Raw genomic sequence first — 19,608 nt, 5'->3', positions numbered from 1 at the left:
CCGGCGCCGCTGTACTCCGAGCATTCTGCCGGAATCGGCACAAATTTCCGGCAAGATTCGAAATTACTCGAGGTCCCTCCAGGCGCTTGAAGGGCTTTCCCTGTAGCTCACGCCGGCGTTGAGCCAGCGCCACTCCAGGTGGATGTTGTCATTGCGGCCACCTGCGCGCTGGCCGCCGACGCGGTGGTATTGGCCAGAAGCGGCGGGACGGCCATCGTTGCCGGCCAGGGTTTCATCCGTTCAGCCCCAACCGGATGCCGAACCCCACCAGGAACAGGCCGGCCACGCGGCGCAGCGCGTCGCTGATCCGCGGATGCTGGATCAACCGGCGCCGGGCCAGGTTGCCTACGCCGATCAACATCGAGCAGTAGGCGATGCTGACCACCAGGATGATGCCGGCCAGCGCAGCGAAGGTGGCGAGGCCCTGGTGTGCCTTGGGATCGATGAACAATGGCAGGAAGGCCATGTAGAACAGGATCGCCTTGGGGTTGAGCAGGCTGACCAGGATCGCCTGCTGGAAGTAGCGGCCCGGCTGCATGCGGATCGGGCCGGCGTCGCTACCCTCGTGCTTGGGCGTGCGCAGCAGGCTGATGCCCACCCACACCAGGTAGGCCGCGCCGAGGTACTGCACCGCGTGGAATACCAGAGGGTTGGCCTTGAGCAGCGCAGCCACGCCGGCCAAGGCGAGCCACATCAGGATCTGGTCGCCGACCAGCAGGCCGGCCAGCGCGGTGTAGCCGCCACGCACGCCACCACGGCCGGTGGCGGTCAGCAGGGTGAAGGTGCCGGGGCCGGGCAGGGCGAGAAACACCAGCACGGCGACCAGAAACGTCCACAGGTCCTGGATGCCCATCCACGGCATGGCGGCGTTCTCTTGTTACGGGGGGCCGCCATTGTCGGTCAGCGCCGGGATTGGCGACAGGGGGCCGGTGGAACCATCAGGCATGCCAGACAGCAGCGGTTGCAGGTGCTGGCGCAGCTGCGCATGCAGTTGCCGTACTGCGGGCGAGAACTGCTTGCGGTGCGGGCACACCAGCTGCAGCGGGATGCTGCTGCCGATACCGTCGAGCAGCAGCTGCAGGCGCCCGGCCAGCACGTCCTCGCGCAGGTCCAGCCAGGACTTGTAGGTGATGCCCTCGCCGGCCACCGCCCAGCGCCGCACTACATCGGCGTCGTCGCAGACCAGCGGACCGCGCACCGGAATCACGCTGCGGCGCCCGTCGACCTCGAACGACCAGCGATCATAGGCGCGGCCATTGAGTTGATAGACCAGGCAATCATGCTCACGCAACTCGTCCAGACGGGTAGGCGTGCCGTGCCGCTGCAGATAGTCGGGCGAGGCCGCCAGCAGGCGCCGGTTGCCTTCCAGCAGGGGCAGGGCGACGTAGTTGGCGTCGTCGAAGTGGCCGATGCGGATCGCCACGTCGACCGGGTCGCGGAACACGTCGGCGACCTCGTCGGACAGGCGCAGGTGCAGGCGCAGCCGCGGATGTGCGGCGCGGAACGCGCTCAACCACGGCAGCAGCAGGTTGCGACCGAAGTCCGACGGCGCCGACAGCTGCAGGGTGCCGTGCAGCTCGGTGTCCTCGCCCTGCACGCGGGCCTGGCCCTCGCGCAGGGTCGCCAGCACCTCCTGTGCATAGGGGAGGTACAGCGCGCCCTCACCGGTCAGGCGCAGGCTGCGGGTGGTGCGCACGAACAGGCGGAGATCCAGCTCGCGTTCCAGCCGCGCCACCGCCGCAGCGACCTGCCCCGGCAGCAGATCGGCCTCGCGGGCCGCCTGCGAGAAGCTGCCCAGTGCGGCAGTGCGGACGAACAGCTGCAGATCGTCGAAGCGGATCATCTTCATCGCCAGAGTGAAAGTGCTGCCCGATTCTGCGCCTTTCTGCGGGAGCGCGCGCGGCGCAACCTGTCGCCTCCTTCCCCACTGGACCGCTGCCATGCGCGCCATTGCCTACACCCACGCCGGCCTGCCGATCGATGATGCCCGGGCCCTGATCGACATCGACCTGGCGCTGCCGCAGCCCGGCCCGCGTGACTTGCGGGTGGCGGTACGCGCGGTGGCGGTGAACCCGGTCGACACCAAGGTCCGCCGCGGCGTGGCCACCGATGGCCCGCGCGTGCTGGGCTGGGATGCGGTCGGCATCGTCGACGCGGTAGGCAGCGAAGTGACCCTGTTCCAGCCCGGCGACGCGGTCTACTACGCCGGCGTCATCGATCGCCCGGGCAGCAATGCCCAGTACCAGCTGGTGGACGAGCGCAGCGTTGGTCGAAAGCCGGCCAGCCTCGATGATGCGGCCGCCGCCGCACTGCCACTGACCGCGATCACGGCGTGGGAGCTGCTGTTCGACCGCCTGCGCATCCCGGAAGGTGGTGGCGAGGGCCAGACCCTGCTGGTGATCGGTGCTGCCGGTGGTGTCGGCTCGATCCTGGTGCAGCTGGCGCGGAAGCTGACGAAACTGACGGTGATCGGCACCGCCTCGCGTCCGGATACCCAGGACTGGGTCTACGCGATGGGCGCGCATCACGTGATCGACCACAGCCTGCCGCTGGCCGAGGGCCTGGCGCGGCTGGGCATCAGCGAGGTGCAGCACGTGGCCAGCCTGACCCACTCCGACCAGCACTACGCGCAGATCGTGGAACTGCTGGCGCCGCAGGGCCAGCTGGGGCTGATCGATGATCCCGGCCAGGTGGACGTGATGGCGCTCAAGCGCAAGGCGTTGTCCCTGCACTGGGAGTCGATGTTCACCCGGCCGCTGTACCGCACTGCCGACATGCAGCGCCAGCACGACCTGTTGAACCGGGTGGCGGAGCTGATCGATGCCGGTGTGCTGCAGACCACGCTGGGCGAGCACTTCGGCCGCATCGACGCGGCCAACCTGCGGCGTGCCCATGCGCTGCTGGAAAGCCATCGCGCCAAGGGCAAGATCGTGCTGGAAGGCTGGTAACACCGGCTGTTCCCGCGCCCTTGGGGTCAGATCCCTTTCCCCGGGAAAGGGATCTGACCCCTGCCTCAGGCCACACCGTTGTCGACGTGGGTGGTGAAACCCGGCTGCTGCCGCAGGCGTTCGAACCACGCCGCGAGGTGTGGCAGCACGGGCTTGTTGCCAGGCGTGCTGCGCCAGCGTTGGGTCGACAGCCCGAGCACGATGTCGGCGAGAGTAAAGGTGTTGCCCGCCACATAGCCGTTGGTAGCGGCCAGCTGTGCATCAAGGACAGCCATCAGCCGATTCCACTGCGCCAGGCTGGCCTCGGCGCGGGTGTCATCCGGGTAGTCCGGGTGCTGGCGCACGCGCGCCATGAACACGTGCCGCCAGGCGCTGTTGAGGTCGCTGGCCTGCCAGTCCATCCACTGCTCGACCCGGGCGCGGCCCTGCGCCAGGCCGGGCAGCAGGTCGTCACGGCCACCGCGCACGGCCAGGTAGCGGCAGATGCTGTTGGATTCCCACAGCACGAAGTCGCCATCGCGCAGCACCGGCACCTGACGGTTCGGGTTCAGCGTCGCCAGCAGGTCCGCCGGCGGTTCTGGCTCGTGGTGAAGTGACAGGTCGAGTCCGGCGCACAGCCACAGCACCTTGCGCACGTTGATGGAGGTGGGCGTTCCGTACAGAGCGAGCATGGGGGCTCCCGGGGCAGACCGACCCAGCCTAGCGCAGCGGGGCTAAACTGATCGCATGAATATCGAAGTCCTCATGATCCTGGCAGTGGTCCTGCTGCTGGCGACCCTGGTCGCGCTGTTGCTGCTGTGGCGTCGCAGTGCCGGCGGTGCACCGTCCGACGAACTGCAGCGGCAACTGGACAACGAGCGCGAACAGCATCGCCTCGCCCTGGTCGATGCCGGCCAGCTGCGCGGCCGCCTCGATGCGCTGGGCGCTGAACTGGAAAACGAACGAAGCCGCAGCCAGCAGCACGCACAGGCGGTCACTACGCTGACCGCCCGGGTGGAGCGCGAGGCGGCGCTGTCGGCCAGCCGCGAAGCACAGCTGGCCGAACGTGAAGCGGCCCTGGCGCAGGCGCGCGCTGCCGTTGCCGATACCAGTCGCGAACTGCAGCAGGCGCAGCAGCGCTACCAGCAGCTGCACGGTGAACACGCCCGCGCGGTGGCCAATCTGCAGCACTCCGAACGGGCCAGTGCCGAACTGCGCAGTTATCTCGATACGGCCAAGGAAAAGCTGTCCGGCGCTTTCGCCGAACTGGCCGGCAAGGTGTTCGACGAACGGGGACAGCAGTTCGAGAAGAATGTGCGGCAGGCGACGGTGCAGTCGCGCGCGGATATCGAGGGACTGCTCAAGCCGTTCGCCGACAAACTGGGCGATTTCCGCACCCGCGTCGACACCCTGTATGGCGAGGAAGCGCGGCAGCGCGCCAGCCTGCTGGGTGCGGTGGGCGAACTGAAGACGCTCAACCAGGACATGGCCGCGCAGGCATCGGCGCTGACCAACGCGCTGAAGGGCAATGCCAAGGTCCGCGGCGACTGGGGCGAGCTGATGCTCGACAACGTACTGCGCGGATCGGGGCTGGAAGAGGGCGTGCACTACCAGCGGCAGAAGCATGCCGTGGATGACGAAGGTGCACGCCTGCGACCGGACGTGGTGGTGCAGTTTCCCGACGAACGCAGCGTGGTGATTGACAGCAAGGTGAACCTGATCGCCTGGCAGGAAGCCATGAATGCCGCCACCCCGGAGCAGTCGGAAGATGCGCTGCGCCGGCACGCGGTTGCGCTGCGGCAGCATGTGAAGGATCTGGGCGAGAAGAACTATCCCAAGGCACTGGGCAGCGAGACGCTGGACATCACCATTGCATTCGTTCCCATCGAGGGTGCCTTGTCGGCCGCACTGGGTGCCGACGGCAGCCTGCAGGCGTTCGCTTTCGACAACCGCGTGGTGTTCGCCTCGCCCAACACCCTGATGGCGCTGCTGCGCGTGGCCGAGCGCCTGTGGACGCGCGACAAGGTGCAGAAGCAGGCGCTGAAGATCAGCGAGGCCGGCGGCCTGGTGCTGGACGCGCTGACCGGCTTCCTGCAGGACTTCACCGCCATGGGCAAGAAGCTGGACGATGCCGGCAAGGCCTACGCCGATGCGCGCAATCGCCTGATCGATTCGCCGCAGTCGGCCATCAGCCGCGCCCGTCGGCTTGCCGAACTGGGCAGCAAGGCCAAGCGCGCGCTGCCGCCGGAGCTGACCCCGGACCCGATGCAGCAGCTGAGCGCGCCGGAGGACGAGGAGGACGGCAATGCGGGCTGACACGTCCCGTGCACCTGCGCCTGGCTATGCTGGGCGCCCTGGGTCCGTGGCGGGTATCGACATGCGCTTTCGCTCCTGTGCCGTTCTTGTCCTCGCTGCGTTGCTGGCTGCGTGCAGCAGCACGCCCCCGGTTGCCGACACCACCACGACCGCTCCCACGCCGGAAGCCACCGAGGCCTACCGCGAAGCACGCGACGTCGACTGCCAGGCCGCCGGCGGCACCCTGCAGCGGCTCGGCCGCCTGCAGCGCGAGCAGTGCGTGATCCCCTATGCCGACGCCGGCAAGGCTTGCAGCCGCAAGAGCGACTGCACCGGCCAGTGCCTGGCCGGTCCCGAGTTGGTCGCCGGCAGTGCCGCCACCGGTACCTGCCAGCGCGATGTGCGCCAGAACTTCGGTTGCCGCCAGCGCATCGACGACGGCAAGGCGCAGGGCACGATCTGCGTGGATTGATCGTAGTGCCGGCATCGCGCGGCGCTATGCTGGTGGGCCATTCCCCGCTGTTGCCGGAGCCCTCGCGTGAGCACCCCGATCCAGGACATTTCCCTCACCACCATCGACGGCCAGCCGTCCTCGCTTGCCGACTACCAGGGCAAGGTGCTGCTGCTGGTCAACGTCGCTTCCAAGTGCGGCCTGACCCCGCAGTACGAAGGCCTGCAGGCGCTGTACGCGGAAAAGCACGCGCAGGGCCTGGAAGTGCTGGGCTTCCCCGCCAACAATTTCCTTGGCCAGGAGCCGGGCAGCGAGGCCGAGATCCAGCAGTTCTGCCAGCTCACCTACGATGTCAGTTTCCCGATGTTCTCCAAGATCAGCGTGGCCGGTGAGGACACCCACCCGCTGTACCAACAGCTGACCGCCGCGCAGCCGCAGTCGATCGGTGAAGGCCCGCTGCGCGAGCGCCTGGCCAGCAAGGAGATCCCGATCCATCCGGCACCGGCGGTGCTGTGGAACTTCGAGAAGTTCCTGGTCGGCCGTGATGGCAAGGTCGTCGCCCGTTTTGCCCCGGACGTGGCCGCCGATGATGCGCGCCTGCGCGAGGCCATCGAGGCGGCGCTGGCGGCCTGAGGAACGCGTGCCAAGCAAGGTTGGCACCCACCGGAAAGGAACCCTGCCGGAAAAGAAAAACCCCGCCGAGGCGGGGTTTTTCATGCGCTGCAGACCGGACTCAGTGGGTCCACTGCGGCATTGGCATCGCATCGACCGGGATCGGCGAATTGGCATCGTCGTGGCCGCGGTCGCGCTTGCTGCGCAGATCGTTCTCGATCTGGTAGTTGCGCCGCTGCATCCAGGCATCGCGGACCAGCGAATATTCGTCGACGGCGGTGTCACGCAGGTCGTCGATCGCCAGCAGCTGCGCGCGGGTGTCGACCAGCTGCAGGCCCTGCAGGCCGATGCGGATCTTGTCCTCTTCGATGCGGCGAATCGGCGACAACGGGATGTCACCGGCCAGGCCGAACACATCGCGAACGGTACGTGGGCCAAAGAACGGCAGTTCCACGTAGCGCGAACGCCGCCAGCCCCAGGCGCCCAGGGTCTGGCCGAAGTCTTCATTGCGACGCGGCACCATCGCCTTGCTGGCCGGATCGAACAGGCCACCGATGCCCAGCGTGCTGTTCATCAGGAAGCGGCCGAGGGTGTCCCAGGCGTCGGCTCCGCGGCCCTGCAGCAGCTGGTTGGTGATGGTCACCGGCGCGCGCAGGTTGCTGAAGAAGTTGCTGACGCCGGTACGCGCGAAACGCGGCACCACATGGGTATAGGCGGTGGCCAGCGGGCGGGCCACCCCGCGGTCGACCGCATTGTTGAAGGCGTGGACCTTGCGGTTGAACGGTTCCCACGGATCGTAGGCGGCGGCACTGCCGGTGTTGCCGGTGCCGCCATACAGGGCGTCGAAATCATCGTCACCATCGGCGGCGGTGGACGCTGCGGTCTTCGGTGCACCAGCCTCCGCGCCCTGCGGCGCAGCCGTCGGCGACGACGCGGCGGGCGCCGCAGGGGTGGCCACAGGAGCGACCGGAGCAGCGTCGACCACGCCGCTATCGGCCGGTGCGGCTGGTGCTTCGGCAGCCGGGCTGGGCGCAACCACGGTGCTGGCCACCGCAGCATCGCTGCGCGCGGGCTTGCCGGCACAGGCGGTGAGGGCGGTGGCCAGGACGATCAGGGGGAAAGTGCGTACGACGTTCATGTCAGCTCGCAGCAGAAGTAGCGTTGAAATCCAGGTCGGGCGACAGCCGGTAGGCTGCGCTCAGCTCGTTGTAACCCGACGGCGCGCCGGAAACGGACAGCGCATGGCCGGCTTTGCGTGCACGGGCCGCCAGTTCGGCCAGCAGGGCCAGGCCGGCGCTGTCCACGCGCTCGACCTCGCCCAGTTCCAGCCGTGCCAGCTTGGCCGGCAGGGACTGCAGCTGCGGCCACAACGCGATCACCGCGGCACGGTCGAGCACTCCGCGCAGGCGCAGGGTGTCGCCTTCCAGCAGCGCCAGTGCGTTACTTGCCATTGCCCGCGGGTCCGGCCTGCATGCTGCCGCTGTGCAGCTCGCTGGCCACCTGCTTGATGCCCTTCTGGCGCAGCGGGGTATCGAACTGGTTGCGGAAGGTCTGCACGTAGGAGATGCCTTCGATGTTGACGTCGAAGATCTTCCACTGGCCGTTCACGTTGCGCATCCAGTATTCGACCGGGGTCGGTTCGCTGCCGGCCCGCACCAGCTCGGTGCTCACGCGCACGCCGCGGTTGCCCGGCAGCGGGCTCTCACCCTTCAGGCGGAAGCTCGGCTTGCCCTGGATGTTGAGCAGGGTCGAACCGTAGCGCTGCATCAGGCTGTCGGCCATGGCATCGGCGAACAGCTTGATGTCGGCATCCGAGGCGCCGCGGGCGTGCGGGCCCAGCACCAGGCGCGCGGCGTAGTCGCGGTCGAAGGTGCGGTTCAATTCGCTGTCGATGTAGCTGCGCAGGCTGGCCGGGTTGCTGCTGAACTCGCTCCGGCGCTGCTGCAGGGTGGTGAGGATGCGCGTGCTGGCATCGATCACCACCTTGCCGGCCTGGCCCTGCGCCGCGGCAGCGGCGGGGGCGGCGGCCTGGGCCTGGGCGAGGAACGGCGTGGCCAGCAGCAGCGTCGAGGCGAGCAGGGCCGGGATCAGTTTCATCTTCATGGTTGCGGTTCCGTTGCAGGCGCCTGCGCGCCATCGTTGGGCTTCTGGCCTGCGCCACCACCGGCGCCGCCACTGAACATGTACTTGCCGACCAGCTGGATCAGGTCGACTGCTGGCTGGGTGAAGACGATCTCGTCACCGGCCTTGAGCACGTCCGGGTCACCACCCGGCTGCAGACCGATATAGCTCTCGCCCAGCAAACCACTGGTGAAGATGCCGGCCGAGGTGTCCGCCGGCAGGTCCTTGACCTTGCTGTCCATGCGCAGGGTCACGATGGACTCGAACTTCACCGGATCCAGGTCGATCGAGGCGACCTGGCCGACGGTGACGCCGCCGATCTTCACCGGCGCCTGCTTGCGCAGCTGGCCGACCTGGGAGAAGCGCGCCTTCAGCTCGTAGCCCTGGCTGCCCCAGCTCCAGCGCTGGTTGGTCGAGGCCACGGCCAGCACCATCAGCGAGGCCAGGGCCAGCAGCAGGAAGGCGCCGACGGAGAATTCGAGTCTGGGACCGCGGATGGCCATGTGGATTACCTGATCGAGTCGTGGTGGCCGCGCGCGCCTGCGCACCGCCGGTGGAGGGGTTAGGTGAACAACATTGCCGACAGCACGAAGTTGAACATCAGCACCAGCAGCGAGGCGTTGACCACCGCACGGGTGGTCGCCACCGAGGTGCCCTCGATGGTCGGCTCGGCATGGAAACCAACGTAGGCGGCGACCAGCGCGGCGGTGCCGCCGAAGATCGCTGACTTCAGCATCGCCACGCCGAAGTCATCCCAGAAATCGACGCTGTTGCGCAGCGCCGACCAGAACACGCCATTGTCCAGGCCCAGCACGTGCACCGCTTCGAAGTAGCTGGCGCTGATCGCCAGCGAGCAGAAGATGCCGGTCAGCAGCGGCACGGTCAGCACCGCCGCCCAGAAGCGTGGCGCGACAGCCTTGGCCACCGGGTCGATCGCCATCAGTTCCAACGCCTTGATCTGGTCGGTGGCACGCATCAGGCCCAGTTCGGCGGCAATCGAGCTGCCGGCGCGGCCGATGAACAGCAGCGCGGTCAGCACCGGCGCCAGTTCGCGGTACAGCGACAGGCCGAGCAGGGTCGACAGCGCGTCGGCCGCACCGAAGGTGGTCAGCGTGCGATAGCCCTGCAGGGTCAGTACCAGGCCGACGAAGGCACCACCGACGGCGATGATCGGCAGCGAGCGCGCGCCGATCTTGTAGATCTCGCGGGTCAGCTCAGCCAGGAAATCACGGGTCGGCAGCGAACCGCGCAGCACGGTCAGCGAAAACAGGCCGGCGCGGCCCAGCGAGCGGGTGGCTTGGACGAACGGCATCAGGCGACCCTCGCGCGAGGCGCGGCATCGAACGGAATGGGGCCATCGGGCTGGCCGTGCAGGAACTGCCGCAGCAGCGGGTCATGGCTGGACTGCAGTGCTTCGGGCGTGCCCTGGAACACGATGCCGCCATTGGCAATGGCGATGACCTGGTCGCAGATCGGCAGGGTCTCGTGCACGTGGTGGCTGACGATGATGCTGGTCAGGCCCAGGCTGTGGTTGAGGCGCTGGATCAGGCTCATGATCACCCCCGAGGCGATCGGGTCCAGCCCGGTCAGCGGCTCGTCGTAGATCATCAGCGGCGGGTCCAGCGCCAGCGCGCGGGCCAGCGCCACGCGGCGCGCCATGCCGCCGGACAGTTCGCGCGGCCAGGCATCGGCCGCGGCCAGCAGGCCCACCGCATGCAGCTTCATCTCCACCAGCCGGCGCAGCACGGCGGTCGGCAGGAGGGTATGCGTGCGCAGTGGCAGCGCGACGTTTTCGGCCACAGTGAGGTCGGTCAGCAGGCCATTGCCCTGCAGCAGCACACCCACGCTCTTGCGCATCTCCAGCAGCGCGCCGCTGTCATGCGGAATCGGCTTGCCGAACAGGGTGACCTCGCCGGCGACCGGGCGCAGTTCGCCGGTCAGCGCCGCCAGCAGGGTCGACTTGCCGCTGCCGGACGGACCCAGCACCGCGGTGATGCTGCCCTTCGGCACCTGCAGCGACACGTCGCGCAGGATCGTGCGCCCGCTCCGGTCGATGCGGACGTTGGATAACTGCACCAGACTGGAGGTGGAAGCCGACATGGGCACCATTAACGTTTTTTAGACATCGAAGGATCGGGCCCGTCGGCTGAACATAAGCAGACTGGACGGTCCAGTATTGTGGCACGGCAAGACCCTTGCCAGGTCGGGACAATCGGCCGGCTGCCCGGAACAATCCGTACCGGCGATGGGCCAGCCATTGAATACTGCCTGCCGTGTTGCACACTGTGCATGATGAGTGACCCGGGCAGCGATTTCCGCCTCTACCATTCCAACTCCCTGGACGTGCTGGCCGCGCTGCTGGCGCGCAACATGCGTGCGCCGGTTCCGGGCCAGCCGCTGCTGGCGCCGGAGGTGGTGCTGATCCCGCAGGTGGCGATGCGGCGTTGGCTGCAAGCGACACTCGCTGCCGAATATGGCGTGGCTGCCAATCTTGAGTTCCTGACGCCGGGCGAGTTTGTTGCCCGTGCGCTCAACGCCAATGTGCCGGGTGAACGCGACGACCTGGACGCGGCTGGCCTGCACTGGAAGCTGTACCAGGCACTGCGCGACCCGGCGCTGCTGGCGCAGCCACCGATGCGCGCGCTGCAGTCCTATCTTGCCGGCGGCGACGCGCTGAAGCCGTGGGCACTGGCCGGTGAACTGGCCTCGGTGTTCGAAAAGTACCAGGCCTGGCGCCGCGACTGGCTGCTGCGCTGGGAGGCCGGCGCCGACCCGGCCGACCCGCAGGCGATCCTCTGGCGCACCATCGCCGGTGGCCACGACTACCGCGCGCGCCGCATCCAGGCCTACCTGGACCGCTTCGAGGGCGCCGGCCAGCCGTTGCCACAGGGCCTGCCGCCGCGCATGTCCGCGTTCGCGACGCTCAATATCTCGCCCGACGTGCTGCGGGTGATGGCCACCCAGGCCCGGGTCGGCGAGCTGCACTTCTATATGCCCACTCCGGTGCAGTCGTACTGGGGTGACTTGCAGACGCTGGCCGAGCGCCTGCGCAGCGGCGCGCCCGATCCCTTCGGTGAAGCGGCCGGTGAGAACCGTCTGCTGGAAGCCTGGGGCGCGGCCGGCCGCGACTTCATGGCGGTGCTGGGCAGCTACGAGGTGGTGCACCCGGCCGGCGAGATTGCGGCCTATTCCGATCCGGAAGAAGACACGCGTCCGACCCTGGACGAAGGTGGCCTGTCCGACAGCCTGCTGCATCGCCTGCAGCGCGATCTGTTCCACCGCCGCGCGCTGCCTTCGGGGCAGCTGCGCGACGACCTGCGCCGCGACGACCCGAGCCTGCAGGTACACGCCTGCCATACCCGCCTGCGCGAACTGCAGGTGCTGCACGACCAGCTGCGCAGCCTGCTGCAGGACCCGCGCTTCGATCCGCCACTGCAGGCGCGCGAGATCGCGGTGCTGGCGCCGGACATCGATCCCTATGTGCCGTACCTGGAAGCGGTGTTCGGCGGCCGTGGCGGCGAGGAAGAGCACATTCCGTATGCGCTGGCCGACAGCAGTCCACTGGCGGGCGAGCCGTTGGCCGATGTGTTCGTACACCTGCTGGGCCTGCCGGTCTCGCGCTTCGGCCTGAACGAAGTGCTGGACCTGCTGGCCAGCGCGCCACTGGCCGAAGCGGCCGGTCTGGAAGCGGTGGACTTCGACCGCCTGCATGGCTGGCTGCAGCAGGCGGGCGCACGCTGGGGCCTGGATGCCAAGCACCGCAACCAGCACCAGGCACCAGCCGACGACGCCTACACCTGGCAGTTCGCGCTGGACCGCCTGGTGCTCGGTCACGCGACCGGCAGCGAGGCCGACCTGGCCGGTGTTGCACCGTGGATCGAGCTGGAGGGCGGCGCATTGGAAGCGCTGGACCGGCTGCTGCGCCTGCTGCGCGTGTTGGCGGTCTACCAGCGTCGCCTCGGCGAGCTGCTGACGCCGGCGCAGTGGCGGCAGCGCCTGCTGTCGCTGCTGGACGCGCTGCTGCCGACCGCGCCCAGCTCGCCCAACAGCCAGCGCGCGCTGGAGCGCCTGCGCAAGCTGCTCAACCAGTTCGCCGACGATGCCGCCAAGGCCGGTTTCGAAGACGGCGTGCCACCGGAGGTGGTGCGTTCGCATTTCGCCGGCGCGCTGGGCGAGGCCGATACGCGCGCACCGCTGCTGACCGGTGGCATCAGCTTCGGCCGCATGGTGCCGATGCGCCTGCTGCCGTTCCGGGTGATCTGCGTGCTGGGCCTCAATGATGGCGACTTCCCGCGCCGTGACCCGGCGGCCGGTCTCAACCAGCTCACCGCCGAGTTGGACACGCCGCGCCGCCGTCCCGGCGACCGCTCCACCCGCGAAGACGACCGTTTCCTGTTCCTGCAGCTGTTCGCTGCCGCGCAGGAGGTGTTCTACCTCAGCTACCTCGGTGCCGATCCGCGCGATGGCAGCGTGCGCGAGCCGTCGGTGCTGGTCAGCGAACTGATTGATGCCGCCGCCGCGTATCACTTCGATCCGCCTGCGGCGGCCCGTGACTTCACCGTGCGCCACGCACTGCAGCCGTTCTCGCCGGCGGCGTTCGGTGATGGCGATTCACGCCGCTTCAGCTATCGCCGCCAATGGCATCCGGCCGCCGGTCGCCTCATCGGCCAGCGCGGCGGCCTGCAGCCGTGGTTCGATGCGGCGTTGCCGCCGCTCGACGATGCGGTGGAAGACGACGTCGCACTCGATACCCTGCGCCGTTTCCTGTGCGACCCGGCCGGGCAGTTTCTCGCACAGTCGCTGGGCCTGCGCCTGGCCGACGACGTCGAGGAGGTCGATGACCTGGAGCCGCTGGTGCTGTCATCACGCGGGCCGGAGAAGCGCAGCGTGCAGGCGGCGGTGGTGCGGGCCACGCTCAGCGGCGATACCGAGCCGTTGTACCCACGCCTGCGCGCACGCGGCCTGCTGCCCTCGGGTCCATTGGGCGAGCGGCAGTTCGAGGTGGAGCAGTTGAAGACGCGCCCGTATGCCAGTGCATTGCTGGGCTGGATGCAGGGCGAACCACTCGAAAGCCGCCGCTATGAAGTGGAGATCGATGGCGTGCGCCTGCATGGCCGGGTGGCGGATCGACACCCCGACGGGCTGGTGCGCCTGCGTGCCGGTACCCTCAATGGCAATGCGGTGATCCGCCAGGGCCTGGACTGGCTGCTGGCCAACGCTGCCGGCGATGCGTTGCCGCTGGTGCAGTTCCACGATGGCGGCGATGCCGGTCCCGGCCCGCATGTGCTGCCGGCGTTGAGCGTTCCTGCTGCACGCGCCGCGCTGCGCGCATTGCTGCAGCTGCGCCAGCGTGGCCTGCGTGAACCGCTGCGCTTTGCCCCGTACACCGGCTGGGTGCTGTACAACGCGCCGGCAGAAAAACAGCGCAGCGAAGGCTGGAAGCAGTGGCACGGCAGCGACCGCAGCTGGGGTGAATCCAGCAGCGACGCCTGGCAGCTGCTGCTGCGCGGTGCCGATCCGTTCGCCACCGATGCCAGCTATGCCGACCTGCTGCGCAACAGCCAGGTGGTCTTCAGCGCAGTGCGCGAGGGCCGCACCCTTGGCGCCGATGCACGCCAGGAGGGCAGCGCATGAGCACCGTCATCGTCGATGATGACTCCCAGCGCATGGCGGGCGATCCCTATCTGGCCCTGCCGCTGGATGGCATCCGCCTGATCGAGGCCAGCGCCGGTACCGGCAAGACCTTCACGCTGGCCACGCTGTTCACCCGCTTGGTGGTGGAGCAGGGCCTGCGCATCGGCCAGATCCTGGCGGTCACCTTCACCGATGCCGCCACCCAGGAACTGCGCAAGCGCATCCGCGAGCGCCTGGCGCTGGCCGCGCGCCTGGTCGATGTGGAACCGGCCGAGGGCGAAGCACCGGACGCGAGATTGACCCGCGACGTACTGCAGCGCCATCTGCAGGGTGGCACCGAGAGCGCTGCCGCGCTGAAGCGACGCCTGCAGGTGGCCGCCGATGAGATCGACCTGGCGTCGATCTTCACCATCCACGGCTTCTGTACCCGCGTGCTGCGCGAGCATGCGCTGGAGAGCGGCCATACCTTCGACCCGCCGGAACTGCTGGCCAGCGACCGTGAGCTGCTGGAGGAGCTGGCGGCCGATCTATGGCGGGTGCACGCCAACGACGCGGCCACGCTGGAACCGCTGACCTGGCTGTGGTCCAACCCGGATGCGCTGGCCGCCGATCTGCGCGCGCTGCTGGCTGCGCCGCCACTGCACCCGTTGCCACGGCCGGTGGCACTGGCCGATCCACACCCGGCGCTGCAGGCCACCGCCGCCGAACTGCAGCTGGCGCTGCGCGAGCATGGTGAGCAGTTCTTCATCGACCTCTGCGATGCCGTCGACAACAAGTGGATCAACGGCGTGTCCTACAAGCTGGGCTGGCTGCACCCGCTGGGCCGGCAGCTGCTGGGCTGGGCCGAGCGCGCCGATCCGCGCGAACTGCTGGCCAGCGAGCGCCTGCCGGCACTGCTGCCGGAGGTGCTGGCTGACAAGACCAACAAGAAATTCGCTGATCGCACGCCGTCGTCGCCGCTGCAGGCGCCGTTGGCGCGCTATGTCGCGTTGCTCGCCGAACGCGATGCCTGGTTGCGTGGCACCGCACTGAACTTCCTGCACCGCCTGCGCGAAGAAGCCACGCAGCGCCTGCAGGCGCTGAAGCGCACGCGCCGGGTGCAGACCTACGACGACCTGATCGATGGCGTGGCGCTGGCCATGGAAGGCCCGCAGCGGCTGGCGCTGGTCAGGCAGCTGCGCGCGCAGTACCGCATCGCGCTGGTCGATGAGTTCCAGGACACCGACGATCGCCAGTGGGGCATCTTCCGCACCGTGTTTGGCAATTCGCCGGAGGTACGCGAACTCGGCCTGTCACCGGCGCTGTTCCTGATCGGCGACCCCAAGCAGGCGATCTACGGGTTCCGCGGCGGTGACATCCACACCTACCTGAAGGCCAAGCAGCTGGCGCAGCTGGCGCCGGTGCTGGACCAGAACTTCCGCTCGCGACCGGCTGTGCTGCGTGCGCTGCAGGCGCTGTACGACAACGGTGGTGAAGATGCCTTCCTCGAACGCGACATCCAGTTCGAGCCGGTGCGTCCCGGTGGCGTGCGCACCGATGAGGACTACCTGCGCGACGGCCACGCCGCCACGGCACTTACCCTGCGCGTGCTGCGCAGTGGCGGTGACAAGGCGATGAGTGCGGACGCCTCGCGTGAGGCAGCGACCCAGGCCTGCGTGGCGGCGATTCACCAGATTCTGGTCGAGGCGCGTGCGGGCAGTGCCGTGCTGCGTGGGCAGCCGGTGCGGCCGGGTGACATCGCGGTGCTGGTGCGCTCGCACCGCGAGGCCACGCTGGTGCAGCGTGCGCTGGCAGCAGTCGGCATCCCCGCAGTGGCGGCAGGCAAGCAGAGCCTGTTTTCCACCCCTGAAGCGCGCGATCTTCGTGCGCTGCTGCTGGCGCTGCTGCAACCGGCTGACGAAGGCCGCCTGCGTGCAGCGCTGGCCACGGTATTGCTCGGTCAACGCGCCAGCGCGATCGCGGCGATGGAACGCGAGGGCGATCTGCAACGCGGGTTCCAGGCACAGCTGCTGCACTGGCGCGAGCGCTGGCAGCGCGGCGGACCGTTCGCGGTGATCGCCGATGTCTGTGCCGCGCAGGGCGAACGCCTGTTGGCGCTGATCGATGGCGAGCGCCGCCTGACCAATTACCTGCAGCTGGGCGAACTGCTGCAGGAAGCCTCGGCGCAGGCGCTGGGCATGCACGGCCTGCTGGACTGGCTGCAGGGGCAGATGGCCAGCGCCGACCAGGATGACGAGCAGCAGCTGCTGCGCCTGGAATCGGATGCGCGCCGCGTGCAGATCATCACCCTGCACAAGAGCAAGGGCCTGGAGTATCCGCTGGTGTTCCTGCCGTTCGTCGGCATCGACGGCGGCGCACCGAACACCGCCTCGCACTGCACCGTGCACGTCGATGGCCAGCGCCAGCTGCACTGGAAGCTGGACAAGGACGAAGCCTGGGAAGCGGCCAGTGCCCAGCGCGAGCGCGAGCAGCGCGCCGAGGATGCACGCCTGCTGTATGTCGGCCTGACCCGCGCCGAACACGCGTTGTGGATCGCGGTGGGCGATCTCGCCGGGCTGGGCAGGACGCGACTGGCGCCGTTGCTGGGCGACCTGCAGGCGCTGCGCGCCCAGGCCGACGTGCACATCGATGACAGCGAGACACCGGCCGCGCTGCCGCAGCTGGCGGCCGAAATGGAAGGTGACCTTCCGGCGGTGCGTGCCCTGACCCGGCGCGTACCACATGACTGGTGGGTGTACAGCTTCACCCAGCTGGCGCATGCCGATGCGGGCGCCGGTAGTGACATCGAGGCCGCCGCCACCGAGCTGCCGGCACCGGCCGCCGACGAACCGGCCGGCCCGGAACTGCCGCTGGAACCCGCGCTGCCGGAACCCGCTGCGGCGGCCGAGGACAGCGCAGCGGTCGACCCGCGCTTCATGGGCAGTCGCTTCGGCAACGTGCTGCACGAAGCGATGGAGAACGTCGACTTCGCTGCCTGGGCTGACTGGCAGCCGGGCCTGGAAGTCCCAGAGGGCCAGGCCGAGGTGCTGCGCAAGGCGCTGCACGACGAAGGCTATGCCGACGTCGACCTGGACGATGGCGTGGCGGTGCTGGTGCCGCTGGTGGGCCACACGCTGACCGTGCCGCTGCCCGAAGGCGGCGCGCTGCACAGCCTGGGTGAAGGCGAGCGCCGCGCGGAAATCGACTTCCATTTTGCCATCGAGCCGACCACGGTGCCGGCGCTGCTGCAGGTGCTGCATGCGCATGGGGTTTCCAGCACGCGACGCGGCTTCGGCCAGCGCCGCCGCCTGGAAGGGCTGATGACCGGCATGATCGACCTGACCTACGTGCGCGACGGGCGCTGGTACGTGCTCGACTACAAATCCAACCGCCTGCCCGGCTACAGCCCGGACCTGCTGGCCATTGCCATGCGCCACAGCGAGTACGACCTGCAGGCGCTGATCTATACGGTGGCCCTGCATCGCTGGCTGCGTTTCCGCCTCGGCGCAGCCTACGACTACGAACGCGACATGGGCGGCATCCGCTACCTGTTCTGCCGCGGCCTGGATGGCACCGGCAACGGCGTGCATGTGGACCGCTTCCCGCTGGCGCTGGTGGATGCGCTGGATGCATTGTTCGCCGGTGGCGAACAGGCCCAGGCGGAACTGGCCGCACGTGCCCGCGGAGCCAGCGCATGAGCCTGCTGAAGGAACTGCATCAGAAGGGTCAGCTGCGCACCCTCGACCATGCATTGGCGACCAGCCTGCAGCGGCTGCGCGACGACACGCCCGAGAGTGTGGCGCTGGCGGCCGCGCTTGCGTCGCTGGCGGTATCGCAAGGCCATGCTGCGTTCGATCCGGCGCAACCGCAGCGGCTGCTGGAAGGCGTATCCGAGTGGCCTGCCGCGCAGGACTGGCTGGCACAGTTGCGCGCATCGCCGTGGGTCGCGACGCCGGAGCAGGCCGATGCCATCGCCGACGATGCGCCGCTGGTGCTGGAGAACGGCCTGCTCTACCTGCGCCGCTATCGCGAGTACGAGCGTCAGCTGGCGGCTGGGCTGCAGCGCATCGGCCGGCATCCGCTGCCGGCGCCGGACATGGCAGCGTTGGCGCCGTTGTTCGCGCAGCTGTTCCCGCAGGCACTGGGCGGCGAAGATCACCAGGCACGCGCCGCCGGCGTGACCCTGCGCCATCCGCTGGCACTGGTCACCGGCGGCCCCGGCACCGGCAAGACCACCACCATCGCGCGCCTGTTGCTGCTGCTGGCCGTGCAGGCCCGGCACGCTGGCCAGCCGCTGCCCGAGGTGGCGCTGGCCGCGCCTACCGGGCGCGCCGCCGAACGCATGGCCGAGAGCCTGCGCGTGGCCGTGCAACGCCTGCAGGAACAAGGACTGGACCCGGCGTTGTGCACGGCGCTGCCCAGTACCGGCACCACCCTGCATCGCCTGCTCGGCGTTATTCCCGATTCACCGCGCTTCCGCCACCACGCCGACAATCCGCTGCCGGTGGACGTGGTGGTGGTCGACGAAGCCTCGATGATCGATCTGCCGATGATGGCCAAGCTGGTCGATGCGATCGCCAGCGGCACCCGGCTGATCCTGCTCGGCGATCCCGATCAGCTGCCGTCGGTTGAGGTCGGCGACGTGCTCAGCGCGATCCTGCGTGCCAGCGGTGATGGCATCGGCACCCGCGCCGATGATGCGCAGGCGCTGCGTGGATTGCTGGCGCCGTCCACGCTGCAGCGCCAGGCCGAACCACGCGCCTTCGCCGGCCGCCGCGTGCAGCTGCAACGTGGGTACCGGCAGAGCGATGCACTGGTGCTGGCCCCGTTGGCAGATGCCGTGCGCGAGGGTGACGCCGGCGCCGCCCTGCAGCTGCTGCGCGGCGGTGAACTGGCCGGCGTGCATTTCCATGAAGGCGAGGCAGACCCGCTGCGCGGCCAGCGCGAGCACCTGCTGGGCCATTGGCGTGCGTTGGCCGACGCGGCTGATCCAGTGCTTGCCCTGCAGCAGGCCGGGCGACTGCGCCTGCTGACCGCGCTGCGCGAAGGCCCGCAGGGCGCGCGCGGGCTCAACAGCCGTATCGAGCAGCTGCTGGCGGGCAACACCCCGGGCTACTTCCAGGGCCGCCTGCTGCTGGTGACCGAGAACAGCTACCGGCACCGCCTGTTCAACGGCGATATCGGCATCTGCCTGCGCGACAGCAGCGGCGCGATGGTGGCCTGGTTCCCCGGCGACACCGTCGAGCAGCCGCGCGCCTTCCACCCGGCGGCGCTGCCCGCGCACGAAAGCGCCTTCGCGATGACCGTGCACAAGGCACAGGGCTCGGAGTTCGATGAAGTGTGGTTGCAGCTGCCGCGCCAGGACAGCCGCGTGCTGTCACGCGAACTGGTCTATACCGGCCTGACCCGCGCCCGCCAGGTGCTGCATGTGGCGGGCAGCGCCGACGTGCTGCAGGCCGCATTGAAGCGCCATGCCAGCCGATTGGGTGGCATGGCATGGCGGCTGGGTGCGGAAGCGGTGGCCGAAGCACCGGCGCGTATCGAACAGCCCACGGTGCAGGGCCAGTTGTTCTGACGCGGGCGCGATGC

At 68.9% G+C, this 19,608-nt stretch carries 15 protein-coding genes and 1 pseudogene; 7 read left to right on the top strand and 9 right to left on the bottom strand.

The features are described 5' to 3' along the window. Positions 1 to 232: 232 nt before the first annotated feature. Entirely contained in the window at positions 233 to 862 is a 630-nt protein-coding gene (gene leuE / locus CCR98_RS20910) for a leucine efflux protein LeuE (RefSeq protein ID WP_087924099.1), read from the bottom strand. Positions 863 to 877: 15 nt separating this feature from the next. Next, the gene (locus CCR98_RS20905) at positions 878 to 1,849 is read right to left on the bottom strand and encodes a LysR family transcriptional regulator (RefSeq protein WP_087924098.1); all 972 of its coding nucleotides are present in this window, start codon (positions 1,847 to 1,849) and stop codon (positions 878 to 880) included. A gap of 91 nt (positions 1,850 to 1,940) precedes the next feature. Here CCR98_RS20905 and CCR98_RS20900 point away from each other — a divergent pair, with 91 nt between their 5' ends. Then, positions 1,941 to 2,948 carry a zinc-binding alcohol dehydrogenase family protein gene (locus tag CCR98_RS20900; protein ID WP_087924097.1) on the top strand — a complete coding sequence of 336 codons (1,008 nt, stop codon included), beginning with the start codon at positions 1,941 to 1,943 and terminating at the stop codon, positions 2,946 to 2,948. A 65-nt stretch (positions 2,949 to 3,013) separates the two neighbouring features. Here the strand turns inward: CCR98_RS20900 and CCR98_RS20895 are convergent, their stop codons facing one another. Further along, a complete protein-coding gene (locus CCR98_RS20895; protein WP_087924096.1) occupies positions 3,014 to 3,619 on the bottom strand; it encodes a glutathione S-transferase N-terminal domain-containing protein in 606 nt (201 codons plus the stop codon). 55 nt (positions 3,620 to 3,674) lie between these two features. Between CCR98_RS20895 and rmuC the strand changes: the two genes are divergently transcribed. The 3 genes from rmuC (at position 3,675) to CCR98_RS20880 (ending at position 6,306) form a co-directional block, all read left to right on the top strand. Further along, positions 3,675 to 5,243 (top strand): DNA recombination protein RmuC, encoded by a 1,569-nt coding sequence (gene rmuC, locus CCR98_RS20890; protein ID WP_087924095.1) that lies wholly within the window; start codon positions 3,675 to 3,677, stop codon positions 5,241 to 5,243. Between the two features lie 61 nt (positions 5,244 to 5,304). Next, complete coding sequence (locus CCR98_RS20885; RefSeq protein WP_087924094.1) at positions 5,305 to 5,694, top strand: hypothetical protein; 390 nt, start codon at positions 5,305 to 5,307, stop codon at positions 5,692 to 5,694. A gap of 66 nt (positions 5,695 to 5,760) precedes the next feature. Further along, a complete protein-coding gene (locus tag CCR98_RS20880; RefSeq protein ID WP_014039024.1) occupies positions 5,761 to 6,306 on the top strand; it encodes a glutathione peroxidase in 546 nt (181 codons plus the stop codon). A 100-nt stretch (positions 6,307 to 6,406) separates the two neighbouring features. Here the strand turns inward: CCR98_RS20880 and CCR98_RS20875 are convergent, their stop codons facing one another. The 6 genes and pseudogenes from CCR98_RS20875 to CCR98_RS20850 all read right to left on the bottom strand — a co-directional run bounded on the left by CCR98_RS20875 (position 6,407) and on the right by CCR98_RS20850 (position 10,506). Continuing rightward, positions 6,407 to 7,423, bottom strand: coding sequence for a VacJ family lipoprotein (locus tag CCR98_RS20875; protein ID WP_087924093.1), 1,017 nt, complete (start codon positions 7,421 to 7,423; stop codon positions 6,407 to 6,409). Position 7,424: 1 nt separating this feature from the next. Continuing rightward, positions 7,425 to 7,736, bottom strand: coding sequence for an STAS domain-containing protein (locus CCR98_RS20870; RefSeq protein WP_087924092.1), 312 nt, complete (start codon positions 7,734 to 7,736; stop codon positions 7,425 to 7,427). Next, positions 7,726 to 8,388, bottom strand: coding sequence for an ABC transporter substrate-binding protein (locus tag CCR98_RS20865; protein ID WP_087924091.1), 663 nt, complete (start codon positions 8,386 to 8,388; stop codon positions 7,726 to 7,728). The genes CCR98_RS20870 and CCR98_RS20865 overlap by 11 nt, the downstream gene beginning before the upstream one ends. Positions 8,389 to 8,444: 56 nt before the next feature. Next, positions 8,445 to 8,909 (bottom strand): annotated as a pseudogene (mlaD, locus tag CCR98_RS20860) (outer membrane lipid asymmetry maintenance protein MlaD); the annotation flags it as partial. A gap of 59 nt (positions 8,910 to 8,968) precedes the next feature. Then, positions 8,969 to 9,718, bottom strand: coding sequence for an MlaE family lipid ABC transporter permease subunit (locus tag CCR98_RS20855; protein WP_005414955.1), 750 nt, complete (start codon positions 9,716 to 9,718; stop codon positions 8,969 to 8,971). Next, positions 9,718 to 10,506, bottom strand: coding sequence for an ATP-binding cassette domain-containing protein (locus CCR98_RS20850; RefSeq protein ID WP_087924090.1), 789 nt, complete (start codon positions 10,504 to 10,506; stop codon positions 9,718 to 9,720). The genes CCR98_RS20855 and CCR98_RS20850 overlap by 1 nt, the downstream gene beginning before the upstream one ends. A gap of 189 nt (positions 10,507 to 10,695) precedes the next feature. Here CCR98_RS20850 and recC point away from each other — a divergent pair, with 189 nt between their 5' ends. From recC to recD, 3 genes are read left to right on the top strand one after another with little or no spacing between them, the layout of a single operon-like run. After that, positions 10,696 to 14,040, top strand: coding sequence for an exodeoxyribonuclease V subunit gamma (gene recC / locus CCR98_RS20845; protein WP_087924089.1), 3,345 nt, complete (start codon positions 10,696 to 10,698; stop codon positions 14,038 to 14,040). Further along, positions 14,037 to 17,717 carry an exodeoxyribonuclease V subunit beta gene (gene recB / locus CCR98_RS20840; protein WP_087924088.1) on the top strand — a complete coding sequence of 1,227 codons (3,681 nt, stop codon included), beginning with the start codon at positions 14,037 to 14,039 and terminating at the stop codon, positions 17,715 to 17,717. The genes recC and recB overlap by 4 nt, the downstream gene beginning before the upstream one ends. Then, the gene (gene recD, locus CCR98_RS20835) at positions 17,714 to 19,594 is read left to right on the top strand and encodes an exodeoxyribonuclease V subunit alpha (protein WP_087924087.1); all 1,881 of its coding nucleotides are present in this window, start codon (positions 17,714 to 17,716) and stop codon (positions 19,592 to 19,594) included. Before recB ends, recD begins: the two co-directional genes overlap by 4 nt. Positions 19,595 to 19,608: the final 14 nt, after the last annotated feature.

Origin of the sequence: Stenotrophomonas sp. WZN-1 (assembly GCF_002192255.1) — a bacterium.
Lineage (GTDB): Bacteria > Pseudomonadota > Gammaproteobacteria > Xanthomonadales > Xanthomonadaceae > Stenotrophomonas.
Note: the sequence above shows the minus strand (reverse complement) of the source record. Positions and strands in the feature narration are given on the sequence as shown.

What these genes read in the sequence shown, in the direction of transcription:
- leuE (WP_087924099.1), bottom strand. Translation starts at nt 862, where the DNA reads ATGCCGTGGATGGGCATCCAGGACCTGTGGACGTTTCTGGTCGCCGTG.
- CCR98_RS20905 (WP_087924098.1), bottom strand. Translation starts at nt 1,849, where the DNA reads ATGAAGATGATCCGCTTCGACGATCTGCAGCTGTTCGTCCGCACTGCC.
- CCR98_RS20900 (WP_087924097.1), top strand. Translation starts at nt 1,941, where the DNA reads ATGCGCGCCATTGCCTACACCCACGCCGGCCTGCCGATCGATGATGCC.
- CCR98_RS20895 (WP_087924096.1), bottom strand. Translation starts at nt 3,619, where the DNA reads ATGCTCGCTCTGTACGGAACGCCCACCTCCATCAACGTGCGCAAGGTG.
- rmuC (WP_087924095.1), top strand. Translation starts at nt 3,675, where the DNA reads ATGAATATCGAAGTCCTCATGATCCTGGCAGTGGTCCTGCTGCTGGCG.
- CCR98_RS20885 (WP_087924094.1), top strand. Translation starts at nt 5,305, where the DNA reads ATGCGCTTTCGCTCCTGTGCCGTTCTTGTCCTCGCTGCGTTGCTGGCT.
- CCR98_RS20875 (WP_087924093.1), bottom strand. Translation starts at nt 7,423, where the DNA reads ATGAACGTCGTACGCACTTTCCCCCTGATCGTCCTGGCCACCGCCCTC.
- CCR98_RS20870 (WP_087924092.1), bottom strand. Translation starts at nt 7,736, where the DNA reads ATGGCAAGTAACGCACTGGCGCTGCTGGAAGGCGACACCCTGCGCCTG.
- CCR98_RS20865 (WP_087924091.1), bottom strand. Translation starts at nt 8,388, where the DNA reads ATGAAGATGAAACTGATCCCGGCCCTGCTCGCCTCGACGCTGCTGCTG.
- CCR98_RS20855 (WP_005414955.1), bottom strand. Translation starts at nt 9,718, where the DNA reads ATGCCGTTCGTCCAAGCCACCCGCTCGCTGGGCCGCGCCGGCCTGTTT.
- CCR98_RS20850 (WP_087924090.1), bottom strand. Translation starts at nt 10,506, where the DNA reads ATGTCGGCTTCCACCTCCAGTCTGGTGCAGTTATCCAACGTCCGCATC.
- recC (WP_087924089.1), top strand. Translation starts at nt 10,696, where the DNA reads ATGATGAGTGACCCGGGCAGCGATTTCCGCCTCTACCATTCCAACTCC.
- recB (WP_087924088.1), top strand. Translation starts at nt 14,037, where the DNA reads ATGAGCACCGTCATCGTCGATGATGACTCCCAGCGCATGGCGGGCGAT.
- recD (WP_087924087.1), top strand. Translation starts at nt 17,714, where the DNA reads ATGAGCCTGCTGAAGGAACTGCATCAGAAGGGTCAGCTGCGCACCCTC.